Here is a 22,036-nt window from a genome sequence, read left to right as displayed (position 1 = left end):
CGTTTTTCAGGTTGGCATCGGCAGGCGCAGTGGCGCGAGGAGGACGTCCGTGCAGGACCGATCGGGGCTGCGGGCCCACCGTGCGGTGGCCCGCGGGATCGGCCACCATGCGCTGCCGCTGGTCTCGGCGGCGCTCGCGGTGCTGGTGGCCGCGGCGGCGGTGACGGTACTGGCCGCGCTGTCCGGCCGTGCCGTGACCGACGGTGTGCGGCGGCAGTTGGCGGGCGACCGGCGGCTGTCGGTGGCCGTGCAGACGGAGCTGGGCGCGACCGGCGCGCAGGCGGCGGCCGACCGCTCGGTGCGTGCGGCGTTCCGGCGGGTGCTGGCGGGTGTCCCGTACCGGGTGGAGACCGCCGCGCGGACGGGCGCGCCGCTGACCACGGCCCGGCCGGCCGGGCAGCCGGCCCTGCCCTCCGGGTCGGTGCTGCTGCCGGTGGGTGTCGCGGACCCCGGCCGCCATGCGCAGCTGACCGCGGGCGACTGGCCGGCCGGCGGGATCGGCGGGGAGGTGGCGGCGGCGCTGCCGGACGAGCTGGCGCAGCGGTTGGGCGTACGTCCGGGCGATGCGCTGGTGCTGACCAGCTCCCGGAACCACACCGTGACGCTGCGGATCACCGGCCGGTACCGGGTGCTGCCGCAGGGCGGCGCGTTCTGGCAGGGCCTGGCCGAGCCGGGCCGGGACGTGGCGCAGGTCGCCGCCCTGGTCTCCCCGGCGGCGTTCGGCTCGGAGCCGGCGCTGGCGGACAGTGCTCTCGCCGAGTGGGTGGCGGTGCCCGACGCCTCCGGGCTGCGGGTGGCCGGGCTGGCGGGGCTGCGGGCCCGGTCGGCCGCTTTCGGCACGGGCGACCCGGTGCGGTCCGTGTACCGGGACGCCCCGCCGCCCGTCGGCGGGACGACTGTCCGCACGGCGCTGCCGGAGTTGCTGGCGGACACTGCGCTGCCGATGCTCGCAGCCCGTTCCTCGCTGTACGTTCCGGTCACCCTGCTGACCGTGCTCGCGGCCCTGACCCTCGCGCTGACGGCTCGTCAGTTGAGTGACGGCAGGGCGTCAGAGACGGTGCTCCGGCTGGCCCGGGGTGCGGGCGGCGGGCAGCTGCTGCTCACGGCGGCGGCCGAGTGGTCGGCGGTCGCGTTGCCGGCCGCGTTCGCCGGGGCCGTGCTGGTGGCGCCGCTGGTGATGGCCGGCGCGGGCGTCTCCGCCGGTTCGGTGGCCGCGGTCGGCGTGATGCTGCTGGTGCACGGCGCCGCCGTGCTGCTGCCGGTGGCCCGGCTCGCCCTGTCCGGTGCGCGGGACGGTGCGGTGCGTCGCCGTTCGGCCCGTCGGACGGCCGCCCAGCAGGCCGGGGTGGACCTGGCGCTGTTGCTGGCGGCCGTGCTCGGTTACCTCCAACTGCGGCACTACGGCGGTCCGGTGGCCGATCCGGGCCGGGTCGGGTTCGGCACCTGGGCCGACCCGGTGCTGGTCCTCACCCCGGCCGCCGTGCTCGCCGCCGGCGCCCTGCTGCTGCTCCGGCTGCTGCCGCCGCTGATGCGGCTGGCCGAGCGGCTGGCGGCCCGCAGCACCGGTCTGGTGCTGCCGCTCGGCAGCTGGCGGATCAGCCGCCGGCCGGGCGGCCCGGCGGCCTCGATGCTGCTCTCGGTGCTGGCGTTGGCCGTCTGTTCGTTCTCCGCCACGGCCCTCGCCTCGCTGGGGCCGAGCTACCGCGACCGGGCGGCCGTGGCCGTCGGCGCTGACCTCGCCGTCGGCGGCGGGGACCTCCCGTCGGACCGGCGCTTCACTGCCCTGGCGGCGCTGCCCGGTGTCCGTGCCGTGACGCCGGTGGTCGAGGCCCGCGCCGACATCGGCAACCTGCCGGTGCAGACGGTGGCGGTCAACACCCGCACCGCGCAGCAGACCCTCTCGCCAGCGGGCACGGTACTGCCCGCGCTGCGGGCGGACCTCGCCGACCGGCCGCTCGCCGCACTGCTGCCGCTGCTGCGGGGCGGCACGCCCGAGTACGGTCTGCCCGTTCCCGAGGGGACGACCGGGCTGGAGCTGTCGGTGAGCCTGTCCGCGGACGGTCCGCTGCCCGCCGACGCGGTGCGGCTCGCCCTGCTGATCGAGGACGCGGACGGGCTCGCCCGCACGCTCACCGCCCCGCTGCCCGCCGACGGCACCGCACGGACCCTTCGGCTCGATCTCTCCGCCGCGGTCACCGCCGACCGGCCGGTGCGGGTCGCCCGCATCGCCGTGCAGCCCGCGGCGGAGCTGCCAGGGCGGCGCAGCCTCACGCTGGACGTGGAACGGCTCACCGCCGTCGGTGCGGCCGCCCGGCACGACCTCGCGGTGCCCGCCGGCAGCGGGTGGACGGCCACCGCTCCCGGCGCGGGCCGCCCGGAGAACATCGGCTGCCCCGGACACCCCGCGAGCAACACCGCGGCCCGCATCCCCGACACCAGTGACGACCTGGCCGGCCCGTGCACCGTCGCGGAGCGGCCCGGCACGCTGCTGCGGGCCGTGCTGCGCACCCAGCAGCCGAACGGGATGAGCGACGGCCGTGCCCCCGAGGTGGCGTACACGGTCACCGCCGACCCCGACGCGCCGCCGCTGCCGGTGCTGGCGAACGACGCGCTGCTCGCCACCGGGCTGCGGGTGGGCTCCGCGCTGCTGCTCGCCTCCGGCACCGACCCGGTGGTGCGTGCCGTGGTCGTCGGGCGGATCGCGGCCGTCCCGGGCCTGCCGCGGGAGCGGCCGGCGGTGCTGGCCGACTCCCGGGCGTTCGCCGCCCAGCGGATGCTCGGCGGGGCGCAGCCCGCGCCGGAGGCCCGCTGGTGGCTCGCGGCCGGGCCGGACGGCGGGCACGCCGCGCAGGCGGCGCTGCGCGGACGGCCGGACCTGGGCGCCGTCCGGAGCCTGCGGGACGAGGCCGGGGCGCTGGCCGCCGGTCCCTACCAGGCCGGGCTGCGCCGTGCGCTGTGGCTGTGCCTGCTGCTGGCGCCGGTGTTCGCGCTCGCCGGTGCGACCGTGCAGGGGGCGGCCGAAGCCCGGTCGCGCAGCCGGGAGTTCGCGGTGCTGCGGGCGATCGGTGTCGCGCCGGGCCGGCTGGCCGCGGTGCTGCGCCTGGAGACGCTCGCCCTGACCGGTCTGTCGGTGCTGCTCGGCTCGGTGCTGGGCGTGGCGGCGGCGGCCGTGCTGCTGCCGCTGGTCGTGGTGGACGGCGGCGCCGGGGCGGTGTTCCCGGCGCTGCGGACGAGCCCGGGGTGGGCGGCGACCGCGGCCGCCGCACTGGCCACGGGCGCACTGGTGGGTGCCGGCTCGTCGGTGCTGGCACGGCGGTTCGCCCGCGTCGACCTGGCGCGGGCGCTGAGGGCAGGGGAGGACGGATGATCGCCGGCCGGTGGCCGCGGGCCGTATCGCGCCGACTGCCGCTGTACACACTGCAGTTCGTCCTGGTGGCGGTGCTGGCGGCGTTCGCGGCGGCCTGGGAGCCGTCGTACGACCGCCTGGCGACGCGGGCGCTCGCCCAGGAGGTGGAGCAGGCCGGCTCGGACGGGCCGCTGGTCGCGGTCAGGTCCGGGCTGCGGCCGCCGGCGGCCGACGACGGGTCGTCGGTGGCGCCGAAGTTCGGCAGCCTGGAGCAGGACCTCGGCCGGCTCGCCGAGGGGATGGCGCGCGGGGCGGGCCCGCGGCTCGCGGCAGCGCTCGGCGCGCCGGCCGCGCGGATCGAGACCGGGCCCGTCCCCGTCGGCGGCCCCGCCGTCCGGCAGCCGTCCGGCACCGTGCCGACCGGCCAGCTCGTCTACGCGCAGGACGCCGGCCGGGAGGTGCGCTGGACGGCCGGGCGGGCACCGGGCACCCCGGCGGGCGATCCGGCGCTGAGCCCCGTCGAGGTCGCCCTGTCCGGGCCCAACGCGGACGCCCTCGGGCTGGCCCCCGGCCGGCGCGTCACGCTCCGCGGGCCCGGGCTGGACACCGAGGCGGTGGTCGTGGGCGTCTTCGAGCCGGTCGCGGAGACCGCCGACCTGTGGCAGCAGTTCCCCTCGCTGGCCAGGCCGTTGGTGAGCGACACCACCCGGGGGCGGCGCACCGCCGTCGAGTTCCTGGTCGGCGCGGCCGGCATCGAGGCGATCGAGGCTCGCGGCACGGCCGGCCCGTCGGGGCTGGCCCTGACCCTCGGCTACCGCGTCCGGGTGGACGGCGGCGGTGATGCGGGAGCGGCCGGGCGGCCGGGCGAACTCGGGCGCGAGGCGACCGCGTTCGTCCAGGGTGCGGCCGTCGGCGTGTGCGGCGACCGGACGCTGGCCACCCTGCCGTGCAAGCTCGACCTGCGCCGGGTGTCGCCGCCGCAGGTGACCGAGCGGCTGTCCGCCGTGGTGTCGGCCTTCGAACGGCGCAGCGCGCGGACGCAGGCCCTGCGTTCGTTCGCCCTGGCGGGGCTGATGACCGTCGCGGTGATCGGCGCCCTCGCGGGCGCCCGGCTCGCCGTGCGCCGCGAGGCGGGCGAGCTCGAACTGCGCCGCGCCCGCGGGGCGGGCCTGGCCGGGCTGGCCGGCCTGCGGCTGCTGGCCTGCGCCCCGGCGGTGCTCGCCGGGGCCGTCGCCGGCTGGTGCACGGCTGCCGCGACGGTCGGCGGGGCCGGCCCGACCGGGGCGCCGGGCCGGGCCGTTCTGGCGGCGGCCGGGGCGGCGGTGCTGCTGGTGTGGTGTGCGCCGCCGGGCACGGTCTGGGCCCGGTACCGCGAGCCGAGGCGGGGTGCGGCCGGCCGCGGGCCGCGCACGCCGCTGGCGCGGCGCCTGGTCCGGGACGCGACGGTCCTGCTGGTGGCCGCGGCCGGGGTGCTGTCGCTGCGGCTGCGCGGGAACTCCGTCGACGCCTCCGACCCCCAACTGTTCCTGCTCCCGGGCATGCTGGGGGCGGCCGCGGTGACGGTGCTGCTGTGGGTGTACCCGGTGCCGGTGCGACTGCTCGGCCGGTGGGCGCGGCGGCGAACCGGGGCGGTACCGCTGGTGGCGTTCGCCCGGGCCGGGCGGGAGGCGCCCGCGGCCGGGGCGGCGGTGCTGGTCCTGGTGCTGGCGCTGTCCGGGGCCGTGCTGGGCGGGCTGGTCTCCGACTCGGTACAGAGCGGCCGGGAGCGGGCCGCGGCCTGGCACACCGGCGCGGACGCGGTGGTGCTCGGGCCCGCCGGCCTGGACTCCGCGGCGAAGGACCTGGCGCAGCTGCCGGGGGTCGCGGGCACGGTCGCGGTGACCGGGGCGGCCCGGGACCTGCTGGCCTCCGACGGCGAACTGCTGCACTCCGCGGCGGTCGTCCGGGTCGACCCGGCCGGGCTGCTCGCCGCCGTGCCGGGTTCGCGGCTCGGCCGGGCGATGCGGTCGGCGGGGCTCAGGTCCTCCGGGAACGCGGATGACGTGCCGACCGTCGAGGTGCTGGCGGACCGCGAAGTCCCGGACGGCGAACTGGAGGTCGTCGAGGCGGGCCGCACCGTGCTCCGGCTGCGGATCGCGGGCATCCTGCCGGCCGCCGCCCGGCAGGACCCGGTGCTCGGGCCGGTGCTGGGCGAACTCCCCTCCGGCGGGCCGCTGCTGGTGGCCGCCGCAGGCCCGCGGCCGGACGGCCCCACCGTGCGCACCGCGGTCCTGCTCCGCACCGGCCCGGCCGCGGCGCTGCCGGACGCCGAACGGCTCCGCCGGATCTCGGGCGACGCGTACCGGGCCTCGGCGGCCGCGGGTGCGCCCGGCGAGGTGCTGCGCCTGCAGGTCCGCAGCCGGGCGGCGGAGTCGGTGCGGCTGGGCGGCGACGGCCTGGTGCGCGCCCTGGACGGCGCCTCGCTGGTCTGCGGCGTCGCCGCCCTGCTCGTCGCGCTGCTGGTGGTGGCCGTGGACCTGCTGATGAGCGCGCGGGAACGGGCCCGGACGGTGGCCTGCCTGCGTACCCTCGGCATGGGCAGCCGGGCCGCGGCCGGGCTCCAACTGCTGGAGCTGCTGCCGCTGGTGGTCGCGGCCGGCGTCGGCGGGACGGCGCTCGGGCTGCTGCTTCCGGCGGCGCTGGGCCCCGCCCTGGACCTGGCGGACCTGACCGGCGCGCCCGGCGGGTCCGGGCCGTCCGTCGACTGGGCGCTCACCGCCGCGCTCGGATCGGGGCTCGTTGTGATGGTGCTGGCGGTCGCGGTGCTGGAGACCGTGGTCGGCCGGCGGCGCCGGCCGGCGGCCGTGTTGAGACTGGGGGAGGCCCGGTGAGTGCGATGTCGGAGGCACCTTCGCTGGAGCGGCTGCATGCGGCGGCCGCCCGGCGCCCCGAACGGGAGGAGGGGATGGTGGTGTGCGAGAACCTGGTGCGGATCTTCCGCAGCGAGGGCGTCGAGGTGCAGGCGCTCCAGGGCCTCGATCTCACCGTGGCGGACGGCGAGTTGCTGGCGCTGGTCGGCGCGTCCGGCTCCGGCAAGTCGACGCTGCTGTCCATCCTCGCGGGGCTGGACGTGCCGACCGCGGGCAGCGCCTCCGTGGCGGGCCGGGACCTGCTGTCGATGCGGCGGCGCGAACGCCTCGAGTACCGGCGGCGCACCGTCGGCTTCGTCTGGCAGCAGACCGCGCGTAACCTCCTGCCCTATCTGACGGCGGTCGAGAACGTCGTGCTGCCGATGCGCTACGCGGGCCTGCCGCGTGCGCAACGGCAGTCCCGTGCCGAGGAGTTGCTCGGCCTGCTGGGGCTCGGCGGCAAGCTCGGCCGGCGCCCCGGGGAGCTCTCCGGCGGCGAGCAGCAGCGGGTGGCGATCGCGGTCGCCAACGCCAATGCGCCGGCGCTGCTGCTGGCGGACGAGCCGACCGGCGAGCTGGACAGCGCCACCGGTGAGGAGGTGTTCGCCGCCCTGCGGTCCGCCAACGAGGAGTTGGGGGTCACCGTGGTGATCGTCACCCACGACGCGATGGTGGCGGAGCAGGTGTCCCGTACGGTGCGCATCCGCAACGGCCGCACCTCCACCGAGGTGCTGCGCCGGCAGGAGGGCCGCCCGGGTGTGGAGTACGCCGTGCTCGACCGGGCCGGGCGGCTCCAGCTGCCCGCGGAGTTCACCCGGGCGCTGCGGCTCTCCCGCCGGGTGCGCCTGGAGTTGGAGAAGGACCACATCGGTGTCTGGCCGGTGGCGGACGGACCGGAGGAGGAGCCGCGGTGACGGATGTGATGGTCTCGGCCGAGGACGTCCGGCGGAGCTTCGGCAGCGGCCCGCAGGCCGTGCACGCCCTGCGCGGGGTCTCCTTCGAGGTCCGCCGCGGCGAACTCACGGCACTCAAGGGCAGATCCGGGTCGGGCAAGACCACCCTGCTGAACCTGCTCGGCGGGCTGGACGCGCCCACCGCCGGCCGGATCACCCTGGACGGCACCGACCTGGCCGGGCTGGACGAGGAGGGCCGGCTGGCGTTGCGCCGCGACCGGATCGGGTTCGTCTTCCAGTCCTTCGGCCTGATCCCGGTGCTGACCGCGGCCGAGAACGTCGGTGTGCCGATGCGGTTGCGCCGGATGCCGGCGAAGGAGCGGGACGAGCGGGTCCGCCTGCTGCTGGCGCTGGTCGGGCTGGCGGAACACGCGGACCAGCGGCCGGCCGAACTCTCCGGCGGACAGCAGCAACGCGTCGCGATCGCACGGGCGTTGGCGAACGAGCCGGCCCTGGTGATCGCGGACGAGCCGACCGGCCGGCTGGACTCGGAAACCGGCCGCTCCATCATGGAACTGCTGCGCGCGGTGGTCCGCAGCGAGGGCGTCACCGTCCTGGTCGCCACCCACGACCCGGCACTGATGGAACTCGCCGACCGGGTGGTGGAACTCGCCGACGGCCGCGTGGTGGAGCACTGCCTTTGAAGGTCAGGGCAACCACTCGGGGGCGCGCCGTCCGAGTGCCCCGCCACAGGGCGTGCGGTCAGCCCACCGGGACGGGAACGTCGGTGACCAGCCGGCGGTAGAGCGCGTCGAGCCGTACGCCGGGGCCGGTGCCCAGCTCGCGGCGGTGGGCGGCCTCGGCGGCCCGGTACGCCGCGGTGAGGCCGTCGAACTCGCCGAGCCTGTGGTGGGCCCGCATCCGCAGCTCCCATGCCCGGCTGCGCAGCGGGGCGGCGGCGAGCAGGCCGGCGAGGTCGCGGAGCGCGGAGCGCGGTTCCGCGAGCTGCAGTTGGGCGTCGGCGAAGTCCTCGACGGCGCGCATCCGCTCCTCGTCGAGGTGGCCGAGCCAGGCTTCGAGGGGCCCGTTGCGCGGGACGCCGACGGCGGCCTCGTCGCCCTGCCACAGGGCGAGTGCGCCGGCGAGGCAGGCGGCGGCGCGGTCCGGGTCCCCGGCTTCCAGGGCGGCCCGCCCGGCGCCGGCCCGGTCGAGGAAGCGCAGGTGGTCGCACCGGTCGGCGTCCGCGTGGAGCTCGTACCCGCCCTCGGTGCCGAGCAGCGGGGTCTGCGGGTCGAGCGACTGTCTCAGCCGGCTGGCATGGGTGCGGATGTTGGCGACGGCGGAGCGGGGCGGTTCCTGGTCCCAGAGGGCCTCGGCCAGCCGGTCGAGGGTGACGGTGGTGCCGGCCCGCAGCAGCAGGGTCACCAGCAGGGCGCGTGCCTTGGCCCCCTTGACGTCGAGGGGCGCGCCCGGCCCGTGGTCGGGCTGCAGGCGGACTCTGCCGAGAATCTGGAACGTCGTCACCGGCTCGTCGTGCTCACTTCCTGGCGTGGGTCCGCCCCCCGCTGGCCGGCCCCGGCGGGGTAGAGCCTGCCTGCGAACGGATTCCATTTCAAGGGTGTTGCAGCAAGTTTCGGCAAGATGTTGCATTGTGGACGCACTCATGGGGCATACACCCCCATAGCCACTCCGGTCGGAACATCGGAAAATCCGTCCGCCGCGGGGGCGGTTCGGCGTAGCTTTCCGGCCGTGACACTCTCCTTCGGCGGCCGAAGACTGCTGCCCGCAGCCGGCCTCCTCGCCCTCGCCCTGTTCAGCGCCGCATGCGACCCGGCGGCCACCGCCGCTCCCCCGCCGGCCCGGGTGGCCTCCACCGCGGCCGCCACCTCCCCGACGCCCACGGCCACCGTCTCCACGGAGCCGGCACCCACGCCGTCGGCCGTGCAGAGCAGCGCCGAGGCCCCCTCCCCCGCGGCCGCACCCACCACCGCACCCGCCCGGACGACGGCCCCCGCGCCGGCCCTCCCGCCAGGACCACGAGCCGGCCCGCGGCCGCACCCACCGCCGCGGCCGGCCGGTGCGCCCACCACACGACCGGGGCCTGCGGCTGGGACGCCGGACTGAGGCCGGTCTCCTCCTCGCAGATGGCCGAGTGCAAGGACGGCACGCCCTCCTACTCGGCGAACTTCTCCGGGACCTGCTCGGGCCACGGCGGCGTCCGCTACTGGTTCAAGTAGTCGGCGTCCGCGCGGCCGGGAGTCAGCCGGTCCCGAGCGCTTCGCCGGTCAGCTCCGCCGCCCGGGCCAGGGCGGCCCGGGCGTCCGTACGGAACAGGCCGTGGGCCCGTTCGGCGAAGCGCTCGGGCGCCCCGGGCAGCCGCCCGGCCGCGTCGACCGCGCCCTTCTCGTTGATCAGCCAGCGCCCGGCCCGGCCGTGCAGCGCCTGGGCGAGCAGCCCGACCACCCGGAACAGGCAGCCGTGCACATAGGCGGTGTCGTGCGGGGCCTTCGCCGCATTGGCGAGGGTGAACGGCGCCTCCCAGCGGGCGGCCGCCACCAGGGCCTCGCCGAGCGCCGGCGGGTAGGCGGCGGTCTCGGCCCGGAGCCGGGACAGTTCGCCGGTGGGGTCGGCCAGCACCCGGCCGAGCGCCAGCTCACCGGGGTAGGCGTGGGAGGCGAAGCCCAGCGGGTGCCCCGCCTGGATGCCGGTCTCGTACCGCCCGGCCCGCGCCTCGTCCCAGCAACGGCGCACCCGGTCGACGTCCCGGTAGATCCAGTCGACCCGGGCGCCGCCGATGGTCAGCCAGGCCCCGCCGTCCACCCACGGCCCCCAGCCGCCGGGCTCGGTGACCTCCACCGGCCGGCCGGCCGCTTCGGCCGCCAGGGTGCGCAGTGCACCGGTGTCCAGCGGGCCGCGGTAGTAGAGGCCCAGGTCGTGGTCGGAGTCCGGCCGGTGGGTGCCGCGGGCGCGGCTGCCACCGAGGCAGACGCCCACGACACCGTCCACGGCGGCGAGTTCGGCAGCCAGGCCGGTGACGGCCGAGGTCGACAAATCGGCGATCTGGTCCATCCACCGATGATCCGACAGCGCCGGGTCAGCCGTCGAGCGGCTTTCCCATGCAGACGCTCTGCTCGGAGTCCTTGTAGTAGCCGAACTTGGTGATCGGCAGGTAGCCCTCCGAGCGGTAGAGGGCGATCGCCTCGGGCTGCTCGGTGCCGGTCTCCAGGACGAACCGGGTGCGGCCCGCCTCCCGGGCCGTGCCCTCCAGGTGGCGCAGCAGGACGCGGGCGAGGCCGCGCCCGCGGGCCCGCTCGACGACGTACATCCGCTTGAGTTCGGCGTCGCCGTCGAGCAGCCCGTCGCCGTTGCCCTCCTTGACGCGCCAGCCGCCGCAGGCGACCGGATCGCCGTCCAGGTAGCCGACGACGAAGAGGCCGTACGGCGGGTCGAAGTGGTCCTCGTGCATGGACGTCTGGTCGATGTCCCCGTAGCGGCGGACGTACTCCTGCTGGACCTCGGCGGCGAGCTTGGCGGCGTCCGGGTGGCCGTAGCCGGTGGTGCGGATCTCCAGGGCCGAGGCGGCCGGGGCGTTCGACGTGTTCGACATGGGCACCAAGCCTAGGGCTTGCGATCAGCGGCCCTCGAACCGGGCGACCAGTGCGTCCTTGCCGAACATGCGGGCGGTGTCGAGGGCGGAGGGGGTGCCGGCGGCCGGGTCGGCGCCGCCGTCGAGGAGGGCGGCGACCACCTCGTCGTAGCCCTTGAAGACGGCGCCGGCGAGCGGCGTCTGGCCGCGGTCGTTGGCGCGGTCGGCCTCGGCGCCGTGCTGCAGCAGGGTCTGCACGGCGGCGGTGTGGCCGTGGTAGGCGGCGAGCATCAGCAGGCTGTCGCCGCGCTCGTTGGAGAGGTCGGCGGGGGCTCCGGCGTCGAGGTAGGCGGCGAGCATGGCGGCGTCGCCCGCGCGGGCGGCGTCGAAGAGCCGGCCGGCGAGCTCGACGACCTCGGCGTCGGGGGTCTGCGGGGTGTCGTCGGTCATGAGCGGCCCTTTCCGATGTCGCTTCCGGGCGCACCTCGGGTGCGCGGATTCCGGTACGCACCGTAGCGGACGACGACGGCGCCCAAAGGTCACGCATCCGTTCGGGCGAATTTCCCGATTCCGCCGAGGGCGATCACGCCGCGGGGGGACGCCTTGGAGCGCACGGCCGGGGCTCGGTGCGCATACCTCCGAACGCTCCGGACACGAGCAGGTCCACCCGTTCGCACGCTCCATCAGCTATTACCTTTTGTCACGATTAAGACACTTTCGGTAACACTGTCCCCGCCCCCTCACGAGGAGCTGACCACGTGATCCTCTCCATTTCCGGCATCGTCCTCTTCGGCACCATCGCCTTCCTCTTCTTCCGCCGGGACGGACTCAAGGTCTCGCACGCCCTGGTCTGCGCACTGTTCGGGTTCTACGTCGCGGGCTCCTCCATCGCCCCCAGCATCACGGCGGGCGGGGCGACACTCGCCAGCCTCATCGGCGGCATCAAGTTCTGATCCCACGGCACGACTGCGGCCCGGGAGCGGACCCCACCGCCCCGGGCCTTCCTCCTTCCGCCCCTGTCCCACCGCTCGGGGAGCCCGCCATGTCCCTCACCCGCCATCTCAACCGCGGCCGCGACCTCGCCCGCACCGCAGGCGACCACGCCGCCGACATGTTCGCGCCGCTCACGCTCATCGGCCGCGGGCTGCGCCACCACCTCGGGTGGACCAAGAGCCGCTGGGCGGCCACCCCGAAGGAGCGGCGCGGTCCCACGCTGTTCCTGACGGCGGCCCTGGCGCTGGGCGTCTTCCTGCTGCCGCACGGCCTGCTGTTCACGCTGGCCGCACTGATGGCGAGCGCCGCCTGGGCCGGCCGCCGCCCCAAGGCCGCCGCCGCCCCCGAGCCCGACGCCGGCGACCTCAAGCTCGCCGCCCTGTACACCGCCCTCACCCCGTACCTCGCCGGGCCGGACGACATGAGCCCGCTCTACAGCCTCGACGGGCACTACAAGAACGCCTTCGGCGGCTGGGAGTTCGACGGCGACGGCCGGCTCGCCGCCCTCGAGATCGCCTATCCGGCGTACTTCACCGACACCGAGCCCGCGGCCCGCGCCCGGATCGAGCAGGTCGTCCAGGGCAAGGCGGGCCGGGCCCGCGAGTACCGCTTCGACTGGGACGAGGAGTCCAACCGGCTGCGGGTGACCGCGCTCGCCCCACTGGCCACCGACATCACCGCGCAGCGCTTCGTCACCGCCCCCGGCGAGATCGTGCTCGGCTTCACCGACACCGCCGGCAGCAGCCGCACCATCCCGGTCACCCAGGGCGGCACCGTCACCCAGCAGCCGCCGGTGGTCTGGCGGGTCGGCCCGCGCAGCGCCGAGCCGCACCTGCTGGCGCTCGGCTCCACCGGCTCCGGCACCTCCACCCTGTTGCGCTCGGTCGCCCTGCAGGCCCTGCCGCACGGCGACCTGGTGGTGATCGACGGCGCCGGCACCGGCGAGCACGCCTGCCTGGTCAACCGGCCCGGGGTGCACACGGTGGAGACCAGCCTGCACGGCGCGGTGGCCGCACTGGAGTGGGCCGCCAAGGAGACCGAGCGGCGGCTCGGCCTGCTGAACGCCGCCCGGCACAGCGGCATCGCCGCACCCGAGGACGCCACCCGGCCGCTGTGGCTGCTGCTCGACCACCCCACCGAGCTCAGCGAGCTGGCCCAGGCCGAGGAGCGTCCCGACCCGCAGGACCTGCTGGAGATCCCGCTGCGGCACGGCCGCGCCGCCCGGGTCACCGTGGTGATCGCCGAGGACGTCGAGGCCTACAACCGGCTGCGCCCGACCGTACGGGCCGCAACCCGCACCAAGGTGGTGCTCGGCCCGGTCACCCCCGACCTCGGCCGGGCCGCGCTCGGCGCCGCGCTCGACATCACCCCCGCCGCGCACACCCCGGCCGGCCGCGGCTACGCCCGGGTCGGCACCGCCGCTCCCGTCCGGCTGCAGGTGCCCGCCACCGTCGACCCGCTCGACGAGGACGCCCCGGCGCAGCTGCGGGACGCGGTGATCGCGCTGCTGCCGCACCGCGACACCCGGACGGAGGCGCCGGCACCGTCCGCGGTCACCGACCGGGCCGAGAAGCTGGTCGCGGAGCTCGGCGCCGACCTCGGCGTGGAACTCGGTGCGGAACTCGGTGTCGAACTCGGGAAGGACACCGGGACGGTCCGGCCGCGTCCGGTCTGGTGAACCGGCCGGGGCTTCACGGTGTCGGCCGTTCGTGGAGCCCGAGTGGGTCGTCCGGGTGATCGCTGTGCGCACCAGGAGTGGTACGCAGGGTGACATCCCCGATCAGATGTGACAAATCGGGCGCCGATGGGTACAAACGTGGGCGGCACGACAGGCGACGCATGTCCCCGGACGGGAATCTTCGTCGACGGCCGAGCGTTGACCGAACGACGAAGACAGCGACCACTAGTCCTGTGGGCCATAAGCCCGGGAGGCACGATTCATGAGCGAGCGAGCTCTCCGCGGCACGCGACTCGGGGCCACTAGCTACGAGACCGACCGTGGTATCGATCTGGCTCCCCGCCAGACCGTCGAGTACGCATGTCAGAACGGACACCGCTTCGAGGTCCCGTTCTCCGTTGAGGCGGAGATCCCCTCGGTGTGGGAGTGCCGTTTCTGCGGCCAGGAGGCCGTACTTCTCGACGGCGAGGAGCCGGAAGAGAAGAAGACCAAGCCGACGCGCACCCATTGGGACATGCTGATGGAGCGTCGGACACGCGAGGAACTGGAGGAGGTGCTGGCCGAGCGGCTGGCCGTGCTCCGCTCCGGTGGCATGAACCTCGCGGTACACCCGCGCGACAGCCGCAAGAGCGCGTGACGCCGTCCCCGGCCCAGCCGGGGGTGGCACCGAGAAGGGCCCGGGCAATGTCGCCCGGGCCCTTCGGCGCTCCCAGCAGCCGTCGGCGTTCCCCGGCCCTTCGGCAACCGGGAAAGCCCTTCGGCAACCGGAAACGGCCGGGGCCTCCCGCACGCAGCGGGAGGCCCCGGCCGTTGTGCCCGCAGGCTCAGCCGGTGATCGGCGGACGGTACTCGGTGTCCGGGCGCGGGCCCGCGCCCGGCTCGACGACCTCGCCCTGGATGACCGTGCTGCCCGGGCGGTGGATGCGCAGCTGCTCCTGCAGCCGCATCGCATCGGCGAAGCGGTCGTCACCGACCGGGGCGGTGGAGCGCAGCGCGCCCTCCGCCGCACGGCGGGCGCCGGCCCGCCACAGCGCCCTGGTGGGCGGGAAGAGCAGGGTCAGCGCCAGCGCGTCCGACAGGAAGCCGGGCAGGATCAGCAGCACGCCCGCGAGCACCGTCATGGTGGTCGGCGTCTGCGCCTGCCTGGGCTTGGGGTCGCGGCTCTGCTCGACGGCCGCGCTGAAGGCGCGCATCCCGGCGCGCTTGATCAGCCAGCCGCCGAGGAACACGCCGCCGAGCAGCAGCAACAGCACGGTGAACCAGCCGGCAGCCGATGCGACGACCGTCAGCAGCCAGATCTCCAGGACCAGCCAGGCGGCGATCAGCAGGGGCAGCACCCGGCGCAGGGTGCTGCGCCGGGCGGGGCGGGCCGGGGTGGCTTGCTGGGTCACGGTAGGAATCCACTCCATCGGGGTGCTCTCCCACCGGCCGGCTGCTCCGGCCGCGACTACGGCACCACCCGGTTCAACGGTTCCGCGTCCTCGGGTGTTCCGCCCGAGCGGCGCCGGCGGACGGCGCCCGCCGCGACGGCGCCGCAGGCCAGCAGCCCGGCGACGGCCAGCGCCCACTCCGGCGCGGCGCCGACCCGGTCCGCCACCGTGCGGGAGTCGCGCAGCGGCACGGTCGCGTTCAGGACGGCCGGGGTGAGCTCCTGGGTGCGGGAGACCACCGAGCCGTCCGGGGCGATCACGGCGCTGATGCCGCTGGTGGCGGCGATCAGGACGGCGCGGCCGTGCTCGACGGCGCGCAGCCGGCTCATCGCGAGCTGCTGCTCGGTCTGGCCCTTGCGGTTGTAGGTGGCGTTGTTGGTCTGGACGACGATCACGCGACCGCCGTCGTTGACGGTGTCGCGGACGATCTCGTCGTAGGCGATCTCGAAGCAGATCACGTCGCCGATGCGGGCCGGGCCGAGCTGCATGACGCCGTTGTGGTCGCCGGGGTAGAAGTCGCGGGCGACCCGCTGGAGGCGCTCGATCACCTTGGAGAGCTCGGCGCGGAACGGCACGTACTCGCCGAACGGCACCGGGTGCTGCTTGGTGTAGGAGGCGCCGGGGCCGGTGGCGGGGCTCCAGACGATGCCCTCGTTCTGGACGTGCTGCGCGTCCGGGCCGTCGACCAGGGCGCCGACCAGGGTCGGCACGCCGATCGCCCGGACGGCCTGGTCGATCCGCTGGTAGGCGGCGGGCTCGGAGAACGGGTCCAGGTCGGAGGCGTTCTCCGGCCAGATGACGACGTCCGGCTTGGGGGCGCGGCCGGCCGCGACGTCCGCGGCGAGCTTCTCGGTCTCGGTCGCGTGGTTGTCGAGGACCTGCATCGGACGGCCGAGGAAGTCCATGCCGGGGCGCGGCACGTTGCCCTGGACCAGGGCCACCTTCACCGTGTCGTCGCCCTTGGTCGGGACGGGGACGACCAACCCGGCCAGCAGGGCTGCGACGGCGCCCAGCCCGGCGAGGGCCGCGGCCTTCGGCGAGCGGCGCGGGCCGCGGCGCAGCCGCAGCACCGCCCAGGCGAGCAGGGTGCCGCAGAGCGCCACCGCGAAGGTCACCAGCGGGGCGCCGCCGAGGGCCGCGAGCGGGGTGAAGGGGCTGGCGGTGTTGGCGAAGGCGAGCCGGCCCCACGGGAAGCCGCCGAGCGGCAGCCGGTCGCGGGCCCACTCCTGGGTCACCCACAGGCAGGCCCCCCACAGCGGCCAGGCGCGCAGCCGGGAGGTGGCGGCGAGGCCCGCGCCGAGCGCGGCGAGGAACAGCGCCTCGATCACCGACAGGCCGACGGTGGCGTCCCAGCCGACCACGCGCAGCCAGGCGAGCAGCCCGAGGAAGAACGGCAGGCCGAAGGCGAAGCCCGTCCAGGCGCCCTGACGGAGCGTGCGGCCGCGGGTCAGCAGCGACAGCGCCGCGACACCGGCGATCGACAGCGGCCAGAGGTCGTACGGCGGGAAGGCTGCGACGAGGAGCAGCCCTGCGAGGACCGCCAGCGCCGTCCTGGGCAGGCTCGCGCGGATGCGGGCGAGCCGGCCGGGCCGCTGGGCCTCCTCGGGCCGCGGCGGCCGCGCGGCGGTGTCCGCCTCGTTCGCCACCGTGCGCTCCTGTTCCACCGGCACTGCCACCTGCGCACCGTCTCTCTGGCTGTACCGCCTGGATCGTCGGTCCGCCCCCGGTGGCGTCCCGTCCGAAGACGGTACCCCGGATCAGTGTGCATCCGGAGGACGGGGGTGCGGCCGGGGAGCGGTCCGGTCGGGGCCCCGGCCGCGGCAGGGCGACGGCGGGGTCAGGCCGCGGCGGGTCAGGTCGCGGCGGGAGCGGCTTCCGCGGGCGCGGGGCGGCGGCGCTGGCCGGGCAGGCGCAGCGGCGGCAGCGGCGGTGCGGCCGTCGGCGGGCGGAGCAGCAGCAGGGCGGCGCCGGTCAGTGCGGCGGCCACGATGCCGTCCAGCCAGTAGTGGTTGGCGGTGCCGACGACGACCAGGAGCGTGACGGCCGGGTGCAGCAGCCACAGCAGGCGCCAGCGGGAGCGGGTGGCGGCGATCAGGCCGACGGCCACCGTGAGGGCCCAGCCGACGTGCAGCGAGGGCATCGCGGCGAACTGGTTGGAGAGGCTGTCGGTCGCCGGGTCGCCGTAGACCGCCGGGCCGTAGACGCGGGCGGTGTCCACCAGGCCGGTGGCCTCCAGCATCCGCGGCGGGGCGAGCGGCACCAGCAGGTGCAGGGCCAGGCCTGCGCCGGTGAGGACGGTCAGGACGCGGCGTATCCACACGTAGTGGCCGGGGCGGCGCCAGTACGTCCAGAGCAGGAAGAGCACGGTCGCCGGGAAGTGCACGGTGGCGTAGAAGGCGTTGGCGGCGTGCACCAGCAGGTCGCTGTGGAGCAGGACCCGCTGGATGTCGCCCTCGCCGGGCAGGTGCAGGGTGCGCTCCAGACTCCAGACGTCGGCGGCATTGCCGAACGCCCGGGGGACGTGGCCCTCCGCGGCGATCCGGCCGAGCCGGTAGACGGTGTAGAGCGCGGCTATGAGGAGGAGTTCGCGCAGCGGGTGGGGGCGGAGCCGGCGCCCGGCGGGCGGCACCGGCTCGGTCGAGGTGTTGGGTGGCATGTCCGTCCTGTGGGAGGTGCGGTCCGGGAGGCGGGGTCAGAGGCCGAGGGCGGGCAGGACCACGGCGTCGACGTAGTGGGCGAGGTACTCCGGGTCGGCCTCGACGCCCTCCAGCAGGGGGCGGGCGGAGAGTGCGCCGAGCACCATGTGCGGGACGAAGGGCGCGGCCGGGCAGTCCGGGGCGAGTTCGCCGCGGCGGACACCGCGGTCGAGCATGGCGCCGAGGGCGGCGGTCTCGGGCTCGACCACGAGGCTGCGGAAGGCGCGGAGCAGTTCCGGGTCCTTGTGCATCGCCTGGCCCAGGGCGCGCATCAGGGCGGCGTCGCGGAGCGAGGTCGCGCAGCGCAGGCGGAGGAGTTCGCGGAGGTCACCGCGGAGGGTGCCGGTGTCGATGTCGGCGGCGGTGATGGGGCGGCCGCTGCGGAGGGCTGCCGCGACCAGCTCGGGCTTGCCGTTCCACTGGCGGTAGAGGGTGGCTTTGCTGGCGCGGGTGCGGGCGGCGATGGCGTCCATGGTCAGCGCGTCGTACCCGACCTCGCGGAGCATCTCGATCACGGCCTCGTACAGCTCGTGCTCGCGCTCCTCGGTGAGGCGGCTGCGGCGCGCTCGCGGCTCGGCGTCCGATGTCACGGCGGCCTCCCGGCGAACGAGAGGGAACGAAACGGTTTCGTACCCGTTCACACCCTACGCCTGCGAACAGGCCCGGTCCCGCCGGGGCCACCCCCGCGCGCCCGTTGGGGGTGGCCCCGTGTGTGGGGTGCGCCTGTCAGGCCCGGTGGACGGTGCGGCCGCGGACGACGGTGCGGAGGCAGGTGGGGAGGGGGTGGCCGGGGGTGAGGTCGGGGAGGCCGGGGGTGCCGGAGCGGGGGTCGGTGGACCAGCCGGCGACGCGGGAGTCGGGGGCCTGGACGACCAGTTCGTCGGTGTCCCAGACGGCGTAGCTGGCGACGGCGCCGGGCACCAGGACGCCGTCCGCGTCGCGGCCGAGGGCCCGCCAGCCGCCCCGGGTGTGGGCGGTGAAGGCGGCGCGGACGGAGATCCGGTGCTCCGGGGTGCGGTGGAAGGCGGCGGCGCGGACGGTGCCCCACGGGTCGAGCGGGGTGACGGGGGCGTCGGAGCCGAAGGCCAGCGGGACGCCGGCGCGGAGCATCGCCGCGAAGGGGTTGAGTGCGGCGGCCCGCTCCGCGCCGAGCCGCTGGACGTACATGCCGTCCGGTCCGCCCCAGGCGGCGTCGAAGGCGGGCTGGACGGAGGCGGTGAGGCCGAGTTCGGCGAAGGCGGCGATGGACTTGTCGTCCAGGTGCTCGGCGTGTTCGACCCGGTGCCGCAGGGCCCGGACCCGGTCGATGCCGACCCGGTCGGCGGCCGCGCGGACGCCCGCCACGACGGCGTCGACCGCGGCGTCGCCGATGGCGTGGAAGCCGGCCTGCAGGCCGGCCTCGGTGCAGGCGGCGACGTGGTCGGCGATCTGGTCGGCCGTCAGGTAGGCGGTGCCGTGGACGGGGGCCTCGGCGGTGCCGGCGTCCCGGTAGGGGGCGTGCAGGCAGGCGGTGCGGGAGCCGAGCGCGCCGTCGACGAACAGGTCGCCGCCGGCGCCGACCGCGCCGAGGCGGCGGGCGGTGTCGACGGCTCCGAGCTCGCCCCAGTAGCCGAAGACCTCGGGGCCGTTGCCCTCGGCGGCGAGGGCGAGGAGTTCGGCGAGGTCGTCCTCGGAGGAGATGTCGGGGCCGGCGCACTCGTGCAGCGCGCCGATGCCGAGGGCGGCGGCGCGGGCGAGGGCGGCCTGCTGGGCGGCGCGGCGCTGAGCGGCGGTCAGGTGGGCGAGGGCGGTGCGGCGGACGGCGTGGTGGGCGTCGCGGCTGAGCGGGCCGTCGGCGTCGAAGCCGGGGAGGTCGGCGAGTCCGGCGGCGAGGGCGCGCAGGGCGGTGGAGGCGAGCGCCGAGTGCACGTCGGTGCGGGAGAGGTAGGCGGGGGTGCCGGCGGTGGCGGCGTCGAGTTCGGCGAGCGTCGGCGGGCGGCCCTCGGGCCAGCCGCTCTCGTCCCAGCCGTGGCCGATGAGGACGCCGTCGGTGGCGCGGGCGGCCTCGGCGACGCGTTCCAGGGCCTCGGCGAGGGTGGGGCAGCCGGTGAGGTCGAGGCCGGTCAGCGCGAGGCCGGTGGAGGTGGCGTGCACGTGGGCGTCGACGAAGGCGGGGGTGACCAGGGCACCGTCGAGCTCGACCACCTCGTCGGCGGTGTCGGCGTACGCCTCGGCGGCTCCGTCGCTGCCGACCCAGGCGATGTGTTCGCCCTCGACCAGCATGGCGGTCGCGAAGGGGTCGGCGGGGCTGTAGACGTTGCCGCCGCGCAGCAGGACGGTCCGGAGGGTGCGTTCGGTCATGGGGTCAGTCTGCACCCCGGGGGCGCCCGGTCAGAGCTTCGGGGGTCGCGCCTCGTACGGGGTGGACAGGACGACGGTGGTGCGGGTGGAGACGCCGGCGGCGGAGCGGATGCGGGCGAGGAGGTCCTCGAGGTCGCCGGGGGCGCCGACGCGGACCTTGAGGATGTAGTTCTCGTCGCCGGCGACGCTGTGGCAGGCCTCGATCTCGGGGAGGCCGACGAGGCGCTCGGGGGTGTCGTCGGGGGCGCTGGGGTCGAAGGGCTTGACCGAGATGAAGGCGGTGAGCGCCAGGTCGACGGCCTCCGGGTTGATGATCGCGGTGTAGCCGCGGATCACCCCGCGCTGCTCGAGGCGGCGCACCCGCTGGTGCACCGCCGAGGTGGACAGGCCGGTGGCCTTGCCCAGGTCGGTGTAGCTCATCCGGCCGTCCTGGAGCAGCAGCTGGACGATGCGCTGGTCGAGATCCTCCACAACGCGCAAACCTACTCGATGGTGCGAGTGCGCGTCGCCACCGCATCGGGGGCGCTTCCGGGCGCGGGTGCGCCCGGGACGTGCGGCGGGCGGGTCAAGGGCGCACGGAGGCGGCTTGGCGGGCACATGCCACCGGAATGTGGCGAAGGCCACAGGCCGTGCATCACCGTGCGCCGCTCTGCAGGGTTATGACCCCCTGTCGGCGGGAAGTGCTGCTGGTGGCCGGGTCCGACGTAGGCCCGGTCCGATCCGAGGGGGATCACATGTCTGTTACTGACCACCGTCCGCGCAGCGAGGACGAGGAACGCACCGAGTTCGAGTACACCCTGGGCGCGGACCCGGGCGAGGCCGACACCTGGGAGATCGTCCGGGTGCACTGCCCGTCCTGCGACCGCCCGATCGCCCTGATCGGCGACGAGGAGCGGCTGCCGCAGCACGCCGTGCTGCCGACCGCCTGGCACCCCTTCTCCGCGGCGCTCTGCCCGGGCAGCGGCGTGCCGACCGACGAGCTCGCCGAGTGCGACGAGCCGGCCGACGACGCCGACGCCGGCCTCGCCGCCCTGCTCACCCTGCCCGCCGAACTCGACTGGCGCACCCAGCCGTTCTCGCACGCCGGGGCTCCCGGCGACGGCCCCGCGCGGATTCCCGCGCAGCGCTCGCGTTCCCACCGGCGCTGACCGCCCGGCGAACGCTTCCCCGGCGCCGGGCTCCACGCCCGGCGCGCATCTTCCCTCGCCCCCGGTGGTGCACCTGCCGCTCGACCGCAGCTGCACGCGCGGGTGATCCGCTCCCCGGGCCGGTTGACGCCTCAGGCAGGCCCGCAGGTCGGGCGGGTCGCCGACCACGGCCCGGGCGGCAGTGCGGGTGCCCGGCCGAGGTGTTCCGTCGCGGGTGGTGCGCCGCCGTACGCTGGCGGCATGACGGAACTCGGTGATCTCGCGACCCGGCTGGCGGCACTGCCGCCGTCCCTGGGGCCGGTCCGGCTGGTCGCGGTGGACGGGCACGCGGGCTCGGGCAAGACCACCTTCGCCGATCGGCTGGCGGCCGAACTCGGCGACGCGCCGGTGGTGCACCTGGACGACCTGGCCACCCACGAGGAGCCCTTCGGCTGGGCCGGCCGGCTGCACGACCAGGTGCTCGCCCCGCTCGCGCGGGGCGAGGACGGCGCGTACGAGGTGTACGACTGGACGCTGCGCCGCTTCGGCGAGGTGCGCGCGGTGCCGGCCGCGCCGGTGGTGCTGGTGGAGGGGGTGGGCGCGGGGCGGCGCGCGGTGCGCCCGGTCCTCGCCCAGCTGCTGTGGATGGACCTTGACGCGGCATCGGCCAACGCCCGCGGGCTGCTGCGGGACGGACCGGAGCTGGCCGCGTTCTGGCAGGGCTGGATCAGGGCGGAGCGGGCGCATTTCGCGGCCGATCCGAGTCGGCCGCACGCCGATCTGGCGGTCGACGGGATCACCGGGAGGATCGTCCGTTGCACCCACGGTGAGCATCCATCCCCCTCTTGACCTGGGGTGTTGCCAGGTCTTAAGTTCAAGGCGTCGCGAGATTAGTTGATCTCGCAACCTTCAGACACGGCATCTCCGGCTTGTTCCCCCGTGAGCCGGAGATGCCGTTCTGCGTTCGCGGCGGTGCCGCCCTCCCCCAACGCCCGCGCTGCCACGGATATTTGACCCGGCGCGGCACCCTTCCGGATCAGCCCCGCCCCGGTACGATTC

Annotated in this window: 20 protein-coding genes; 10 read left to right on the top strand and 10 right to left on the bottom strand. The window is 76.0% G+C overall.

Features of this window, described 5'->3' with window-relative positions; translation table 11 throughout:
* Positions 1–49 precede the first annotated feature (49 nt).
* From ACQ614_RS31200 to ACQ614_RS31185, 4 genes are read left to right on the top strand one after another with little or no spacing between them, the layout of a single operon-like run.
* Positions 50–3,367 carry an FtsX-like permease family protein gene (locus tag ACQ614_RS31200; protein ID WP_431682286.1) on the top strand — a complete coding sequence of 1,106 codons (3,318 nt, stop codon included), beginning with the start codon at positions 50–52 and terminating at the stop codon, positions 3,365–3,367.
* On the top strand, positions 3,364–6,216 hold the full coding sequence (locus ACQ614_RS31195) for an FtsX-like permease family protein (protein ID WP_431682284.1): 2,853 nt from the start codon (positions 3,364–3,366) through the stop codon (positions 6,214–6,216). Before ACQ614_RS31200 ends, ACQ614_RS31195 begins: the two co-directional genes overlap by 4 nt.
* 5 nt (positions 6,217–6,221) lie before the next feature.
* Complete coding sequence (locus ACQ614_RS31190; RefSeq protein ID WP_431682283.1) at positions 6,222–7,148, top strand: ABC transporter ATP-binding protein; 927 nt, start codon at positions 6,222–6,224, stop codon at positions 7,146–7,148.
* Positions 7,149–7,156: 8 nt separating this feature from the next.
* Positions 7,157–7,831, top strand: a complete 675-nt coding sequence (locus tag ACQ614_RS31185; RefSeq protein ID WP_431684075.1) for an ABC transporter ATP-binding protein — start codon at positions 7,157–7,159, stop codon at positions 7,829–7,831.
* Positions 7,832–7,889: 58 nt separating this feature from the next.
* Here ACQ614_RS31185 and ACQ614_RS31180 read toward each other — a convergent pair whose 3' ends face one another.
* Positions 7,890–8,651, bottom strand: coding sequence for an AfsR/SARP family transcriptional regulator (locus ACQ614_RS31180; protein ID WP_431682282.1), 762 nt, complete (start codon positions 8,649–8,651; stop codon positions 7,890–7,892).
* Between the two features lie 299 nt (positions 8,652–8,950).
* Between ACQ614_RS31180 and ACQ614_RS31175 the strand changes: the two genes are divergently transcribed.
* Complete coding sequence (locus ACQ614_RS31175; protein ID WP_431682281.1) at positions 8,951–9,364, top strand: DUF3761 domain-containing protein; 414 nt, start codon at positions 8,951–8,953, stop codon at positions 9,362–9,364.
* A 22-nt stretch (positions 9,365–9,386) separates the two neighbouring features.
* Here the strand turns inward: ACQ614_RS31175 and ACQ614_RS31170 are convergent, their stop codons facing one another.
* The 3 genes from ACQ614_RS31170 to ACQ614_RS31160 are packed head-to-tail and all read right to left on the bottom strand — an operon-like array spanning position 9,387 to position 11,163.
* Positions 9,387–10,196 (bottom strand): nucleotidyltransferase domain-containing protein, encoded by an 810-nt coding sequence (locus tag ACQ614_RS31170; RefSeq protein WP_431682279.1) that lies wholly within the window; start codon positions 10,194–10,196, stop codon positions 9,387–9,389.
* A 25-nt stretch (positions 10,197–10,221) separates the two neighbouring features.
* The gene (locus ACQ614_RS31165; protein ID WP_431684074.1) at positions 10,222–10,698 is read right to left on the bottom strand and encodes a GNAT family N-acetyltransferase; all 477 of its coding nucleotides are present in this window, start codon (positions 10,696–10,698) and stop codon (positions 10,222–10,224) included.
* A 60-nt stretch (positions 10,699–10,758) separates the two neighbouring features.
* Positions 10,759–11,163 carry an ankyrin repeat domain-containing protein gene (locus ACQ614_RS31160; RefSeq protein WP_431682277.1) on the bottom strand — a complete coding sequence of 135 codons (405 nt, stop codon included), beginning with the start codon at positions 11,161–11,163 and terminating at the stop codon, positions 10,759–10,761.
* A 308-nt stretch (positions 11,164–11,471) separates the two neighbouring features.
* Between ACQ614_RS31160 and ACQ614_RS31155 the strand changes: the two genes are divergently transcribed.
* From ACQ614_RS31155 to ACQ614_RS31145, 3 genes are all read left to right on the top strand, one after another.
* Positions 11,472–11,666, top strand: a complete 195-nt coding sequence (locus ACQ614_RS31155; RefSeq protein ID WP_095871811.1) for a hypothetical protein — start codon at positions 11,472–11,474, stop codon at positions 11,664–11,666.
* 89 nt (positions 11,667–11,755) lie between these two features.
* Entirely contained in the window at positions 11,756–13,384 is a 1,629-nt protein-coding gene (locus ACQ614_RS31150; protein WP_431682276.1) for an FtsK/SpoIIIE domain-containing protein, read from the top strand.
* 262 nt (positions 13,385–13,646) lie between these two features.
* A complete protein-coding gene (locus ACQ614_RS31145; RefSeq protein ID WP_030276069.1) occupies positions 13,647–14,021 on the top strand; it encodes an RNA polymerase-binding protein RbpA in 375 nt (124 codons plus the stop codon).
* A gap of 187 nt (positions 14,022–14,208) precedes the next feature.
* Here the strand turns inward: ACQ614_RS31145 and fxsA are convergent, their stop codons facing one another.
* From fxsA to ACQ614_RS31115, 6 genes are all read right to left on the bottom strand, one after another.
* On the bottom strand, positions 14,209–14,775 hold the full coding sequence (gene fxsA / locus ACQ614_RS31140; RefSeq protein ID WP_431682275.1) for an FxsA family membrane protein: 567 nt from the start codon (positions 14,773–14,775) through the stop codon (positions 14,209–14,211).
* A 56-nt stretch (positions 14,776–14,831) separates the two neighbouring features.
* On the bottom strand, positions 14,832–16,490 hold the full coding sequence (lnt, locus tag ACQ614_RS31135; protein ID WP_431682274.1) for an apolipoprotein N-acyltransferase: 1,659 nt from the start codon (positions 16,488–16,490) through the stop codon (positions 14,832–14,834).
* 176 nt (positions 16,491–16,666) lie between these two features.
* The gene (locus ACQ614_RS31130) at positions 16,667–17,470 is read right to left on the bottom strand and encodes a phosphatase PAP2 family protein (protein ID WP_431682272.1); all 804 of its coding nucleotides are present in this window, start codon (positions 17,468–17,470) and stop codon (positions 16,667–16,669) included.
* 36 nt (positions 17,471–17,506) lie between these two features.
* Positions 17,507–18,100, bottom strand: a complete 594-nt coding sequence (locus ACQ614_RS31125) for a TetR/AcrR family transcriptional regulator (RefSeq protein WP_363492450.1) — start codon at positions 18,098–18,100, stop codon at positions 17,507–17,509.
* Between the two features lie 136 nt (positions 18,101–18,236).
* A complete protein-coding gene (locus ACQ614_RS31120; RefSeq protein WP_431682270.1) occupies positions 18,237–19,850 on the bottom strand; it encodes an amidohydrolase in 1,614 nt (537 codons plus the stop codon).
* Positions 19,851–19,880: 30 nt separating this feature from the next.
* Complete coding sequence (locus tag ACQ614_RS31115; protein ID WP_363492453.1) at positions 19,881–20,321, bottom strand: Lrp/AsnC family transcriptional regulator; 441 nt, start codon at positions 20,319–20,321, stop codon at positions 19,881–19,883.
* 263 nt (positions 20,322–20,584) lie between these two features.
* Here ACQ614_RS31115 and ACQ614_RS31110 point away from each other — a divergent pair, with 263 nt between their 5' ends.
* Together ACQ614_RS31110 and ACQ614_RS31105 are read left to right on the top strand one after the other, a co-directional pair.
* Positions 20,585–20,998, top strand: coding sequence for a hypothetical protein (locus tag ACQ614_RS31110; protein ID WP_431682268.1), 414 nt, complete (start codon positions 20,585–20,587; stop codon positions 20,996–20,998).
* A 240-nt stretch (positions 20,999–21,238) separates the two neighbouring features.
* Positions 21,239–21,826: a uridine kinase family protein gene (locus tag ACQ614_RS31105; protein ID WP_431682266.1), complete on the top strand. Its 588-nt coding sequence runs from the start codon at positions 21,239–21,241 to the stop codon at positions 21,824–21,826.
* Positions 21,827–22,036 lie beyond the last annotated feature (210 nt).

This window comes from Kitasatospora dryopteridis (assembly GCF_050749075.1).
Taxonomy (GTDB): domain Bacteria; phylum Actinomycetota; class Actinomycetes; order Streptomycetales; family Streptomycetaceae; genus Kitasatospora.
This window is presented reverse-complemented; position numbering and strand designations above follow the sequence as displayed.

What these genes read in the sequence shown, in the direction of transcription:
- ACQ614_RS31160 (WP_431682277.1), bottom strand. Translation starts at nt 11,163, where the DNA reads ATGACCGACGACACCCCGCAGACCCCCGACGCCGAGGTCGTCGAGCTC.
- ACQ614_RS31120 (WP_431682270.1), bottom strand. Translation starts at nt 19,850, where the DNA reads ATGACCGAACGCACCCTCCGGACCGTCCTGCTGCGCGGCGGCAACGTC.
- ACQ614_RS31130 (WP_431682272.1), bottom strand. Translation starts at nt 17,470, where the DNA reads ATGCCACCCAACACCTCGACCGAGCCGGTGCCGCCCGCCGGGCGCCGG.
- ACQ614_RS31110 (WP_431682268.1), top strand. Translation starts at nt 20,585, where the DNA reads ATGTCTGTTACTGACCACCGTCCGCGCAGCGAGGACGAGGAACGCACC.
- ACQ614_RS31145 (WP_030276069.1), top strand. Translation starts at nt 13,647, where the DNA reads ATGAGCGAGCGAGCTCTCCGCGGCACGCGACTCGGGGCCACTAGCTAC.
- ACQ614_RS31190 (WP_431682283.1), top strand. Translation starts at nt 6,222, where the DNA reads ATGTCGGAGGCACCTTCGCTGGAGCGGCTGCATGCGGCGGCCGCCCGG.
- ACQ614_RS31175 (WP_431682281.1), top strand. Translation starts at nt 8,951, where the DNA reads ATGCGACCCGGCGGCCACCGCCGCTCCCCCGCCGGCCCGGGTGGCCTC.
- ACQ614_RS31150 (WP_431682276.1), top strand. Translation starts at nt 11,756, where the DNA reads ATGTCCCTCACCCGCCATCTCAACCGCGGCCGCGACCTCGCCCGCACC.
- ACQ614_RS31185 (WP_431684075.1), top strand. Translation starts at nt 7,157, where the DNA reads ATGGTCTCGGCCGAGGACGTCCGGCGGAGCTTCGGCAGCGGCCCGCAG.
- ACQ614_RS31105 (WP_431682266.1), top strand. Translation starts at nt 21,239, where the DNA reads ATGACGGAACTCGGTGATCTCGCGACCCGGCTGGCGGCACTGCCGCCG.
- ACQ614_RS31170 (WP_431682279.1), bottom strand. Translation starts at nt 10,196, where the DNA reads ATGGACCAGATCGCCGATTTGTCGACCTCGGCCGTCACCGGCCTGGCT.
- ACQ614_RS31195 (WP_431682284.1), top strand. Translation starts at nt 3,364, where the DNA reads ATGATCGCCGGCCGGTGGCCGCGGGCCGTATCGCGCCGACTGCCGCTG.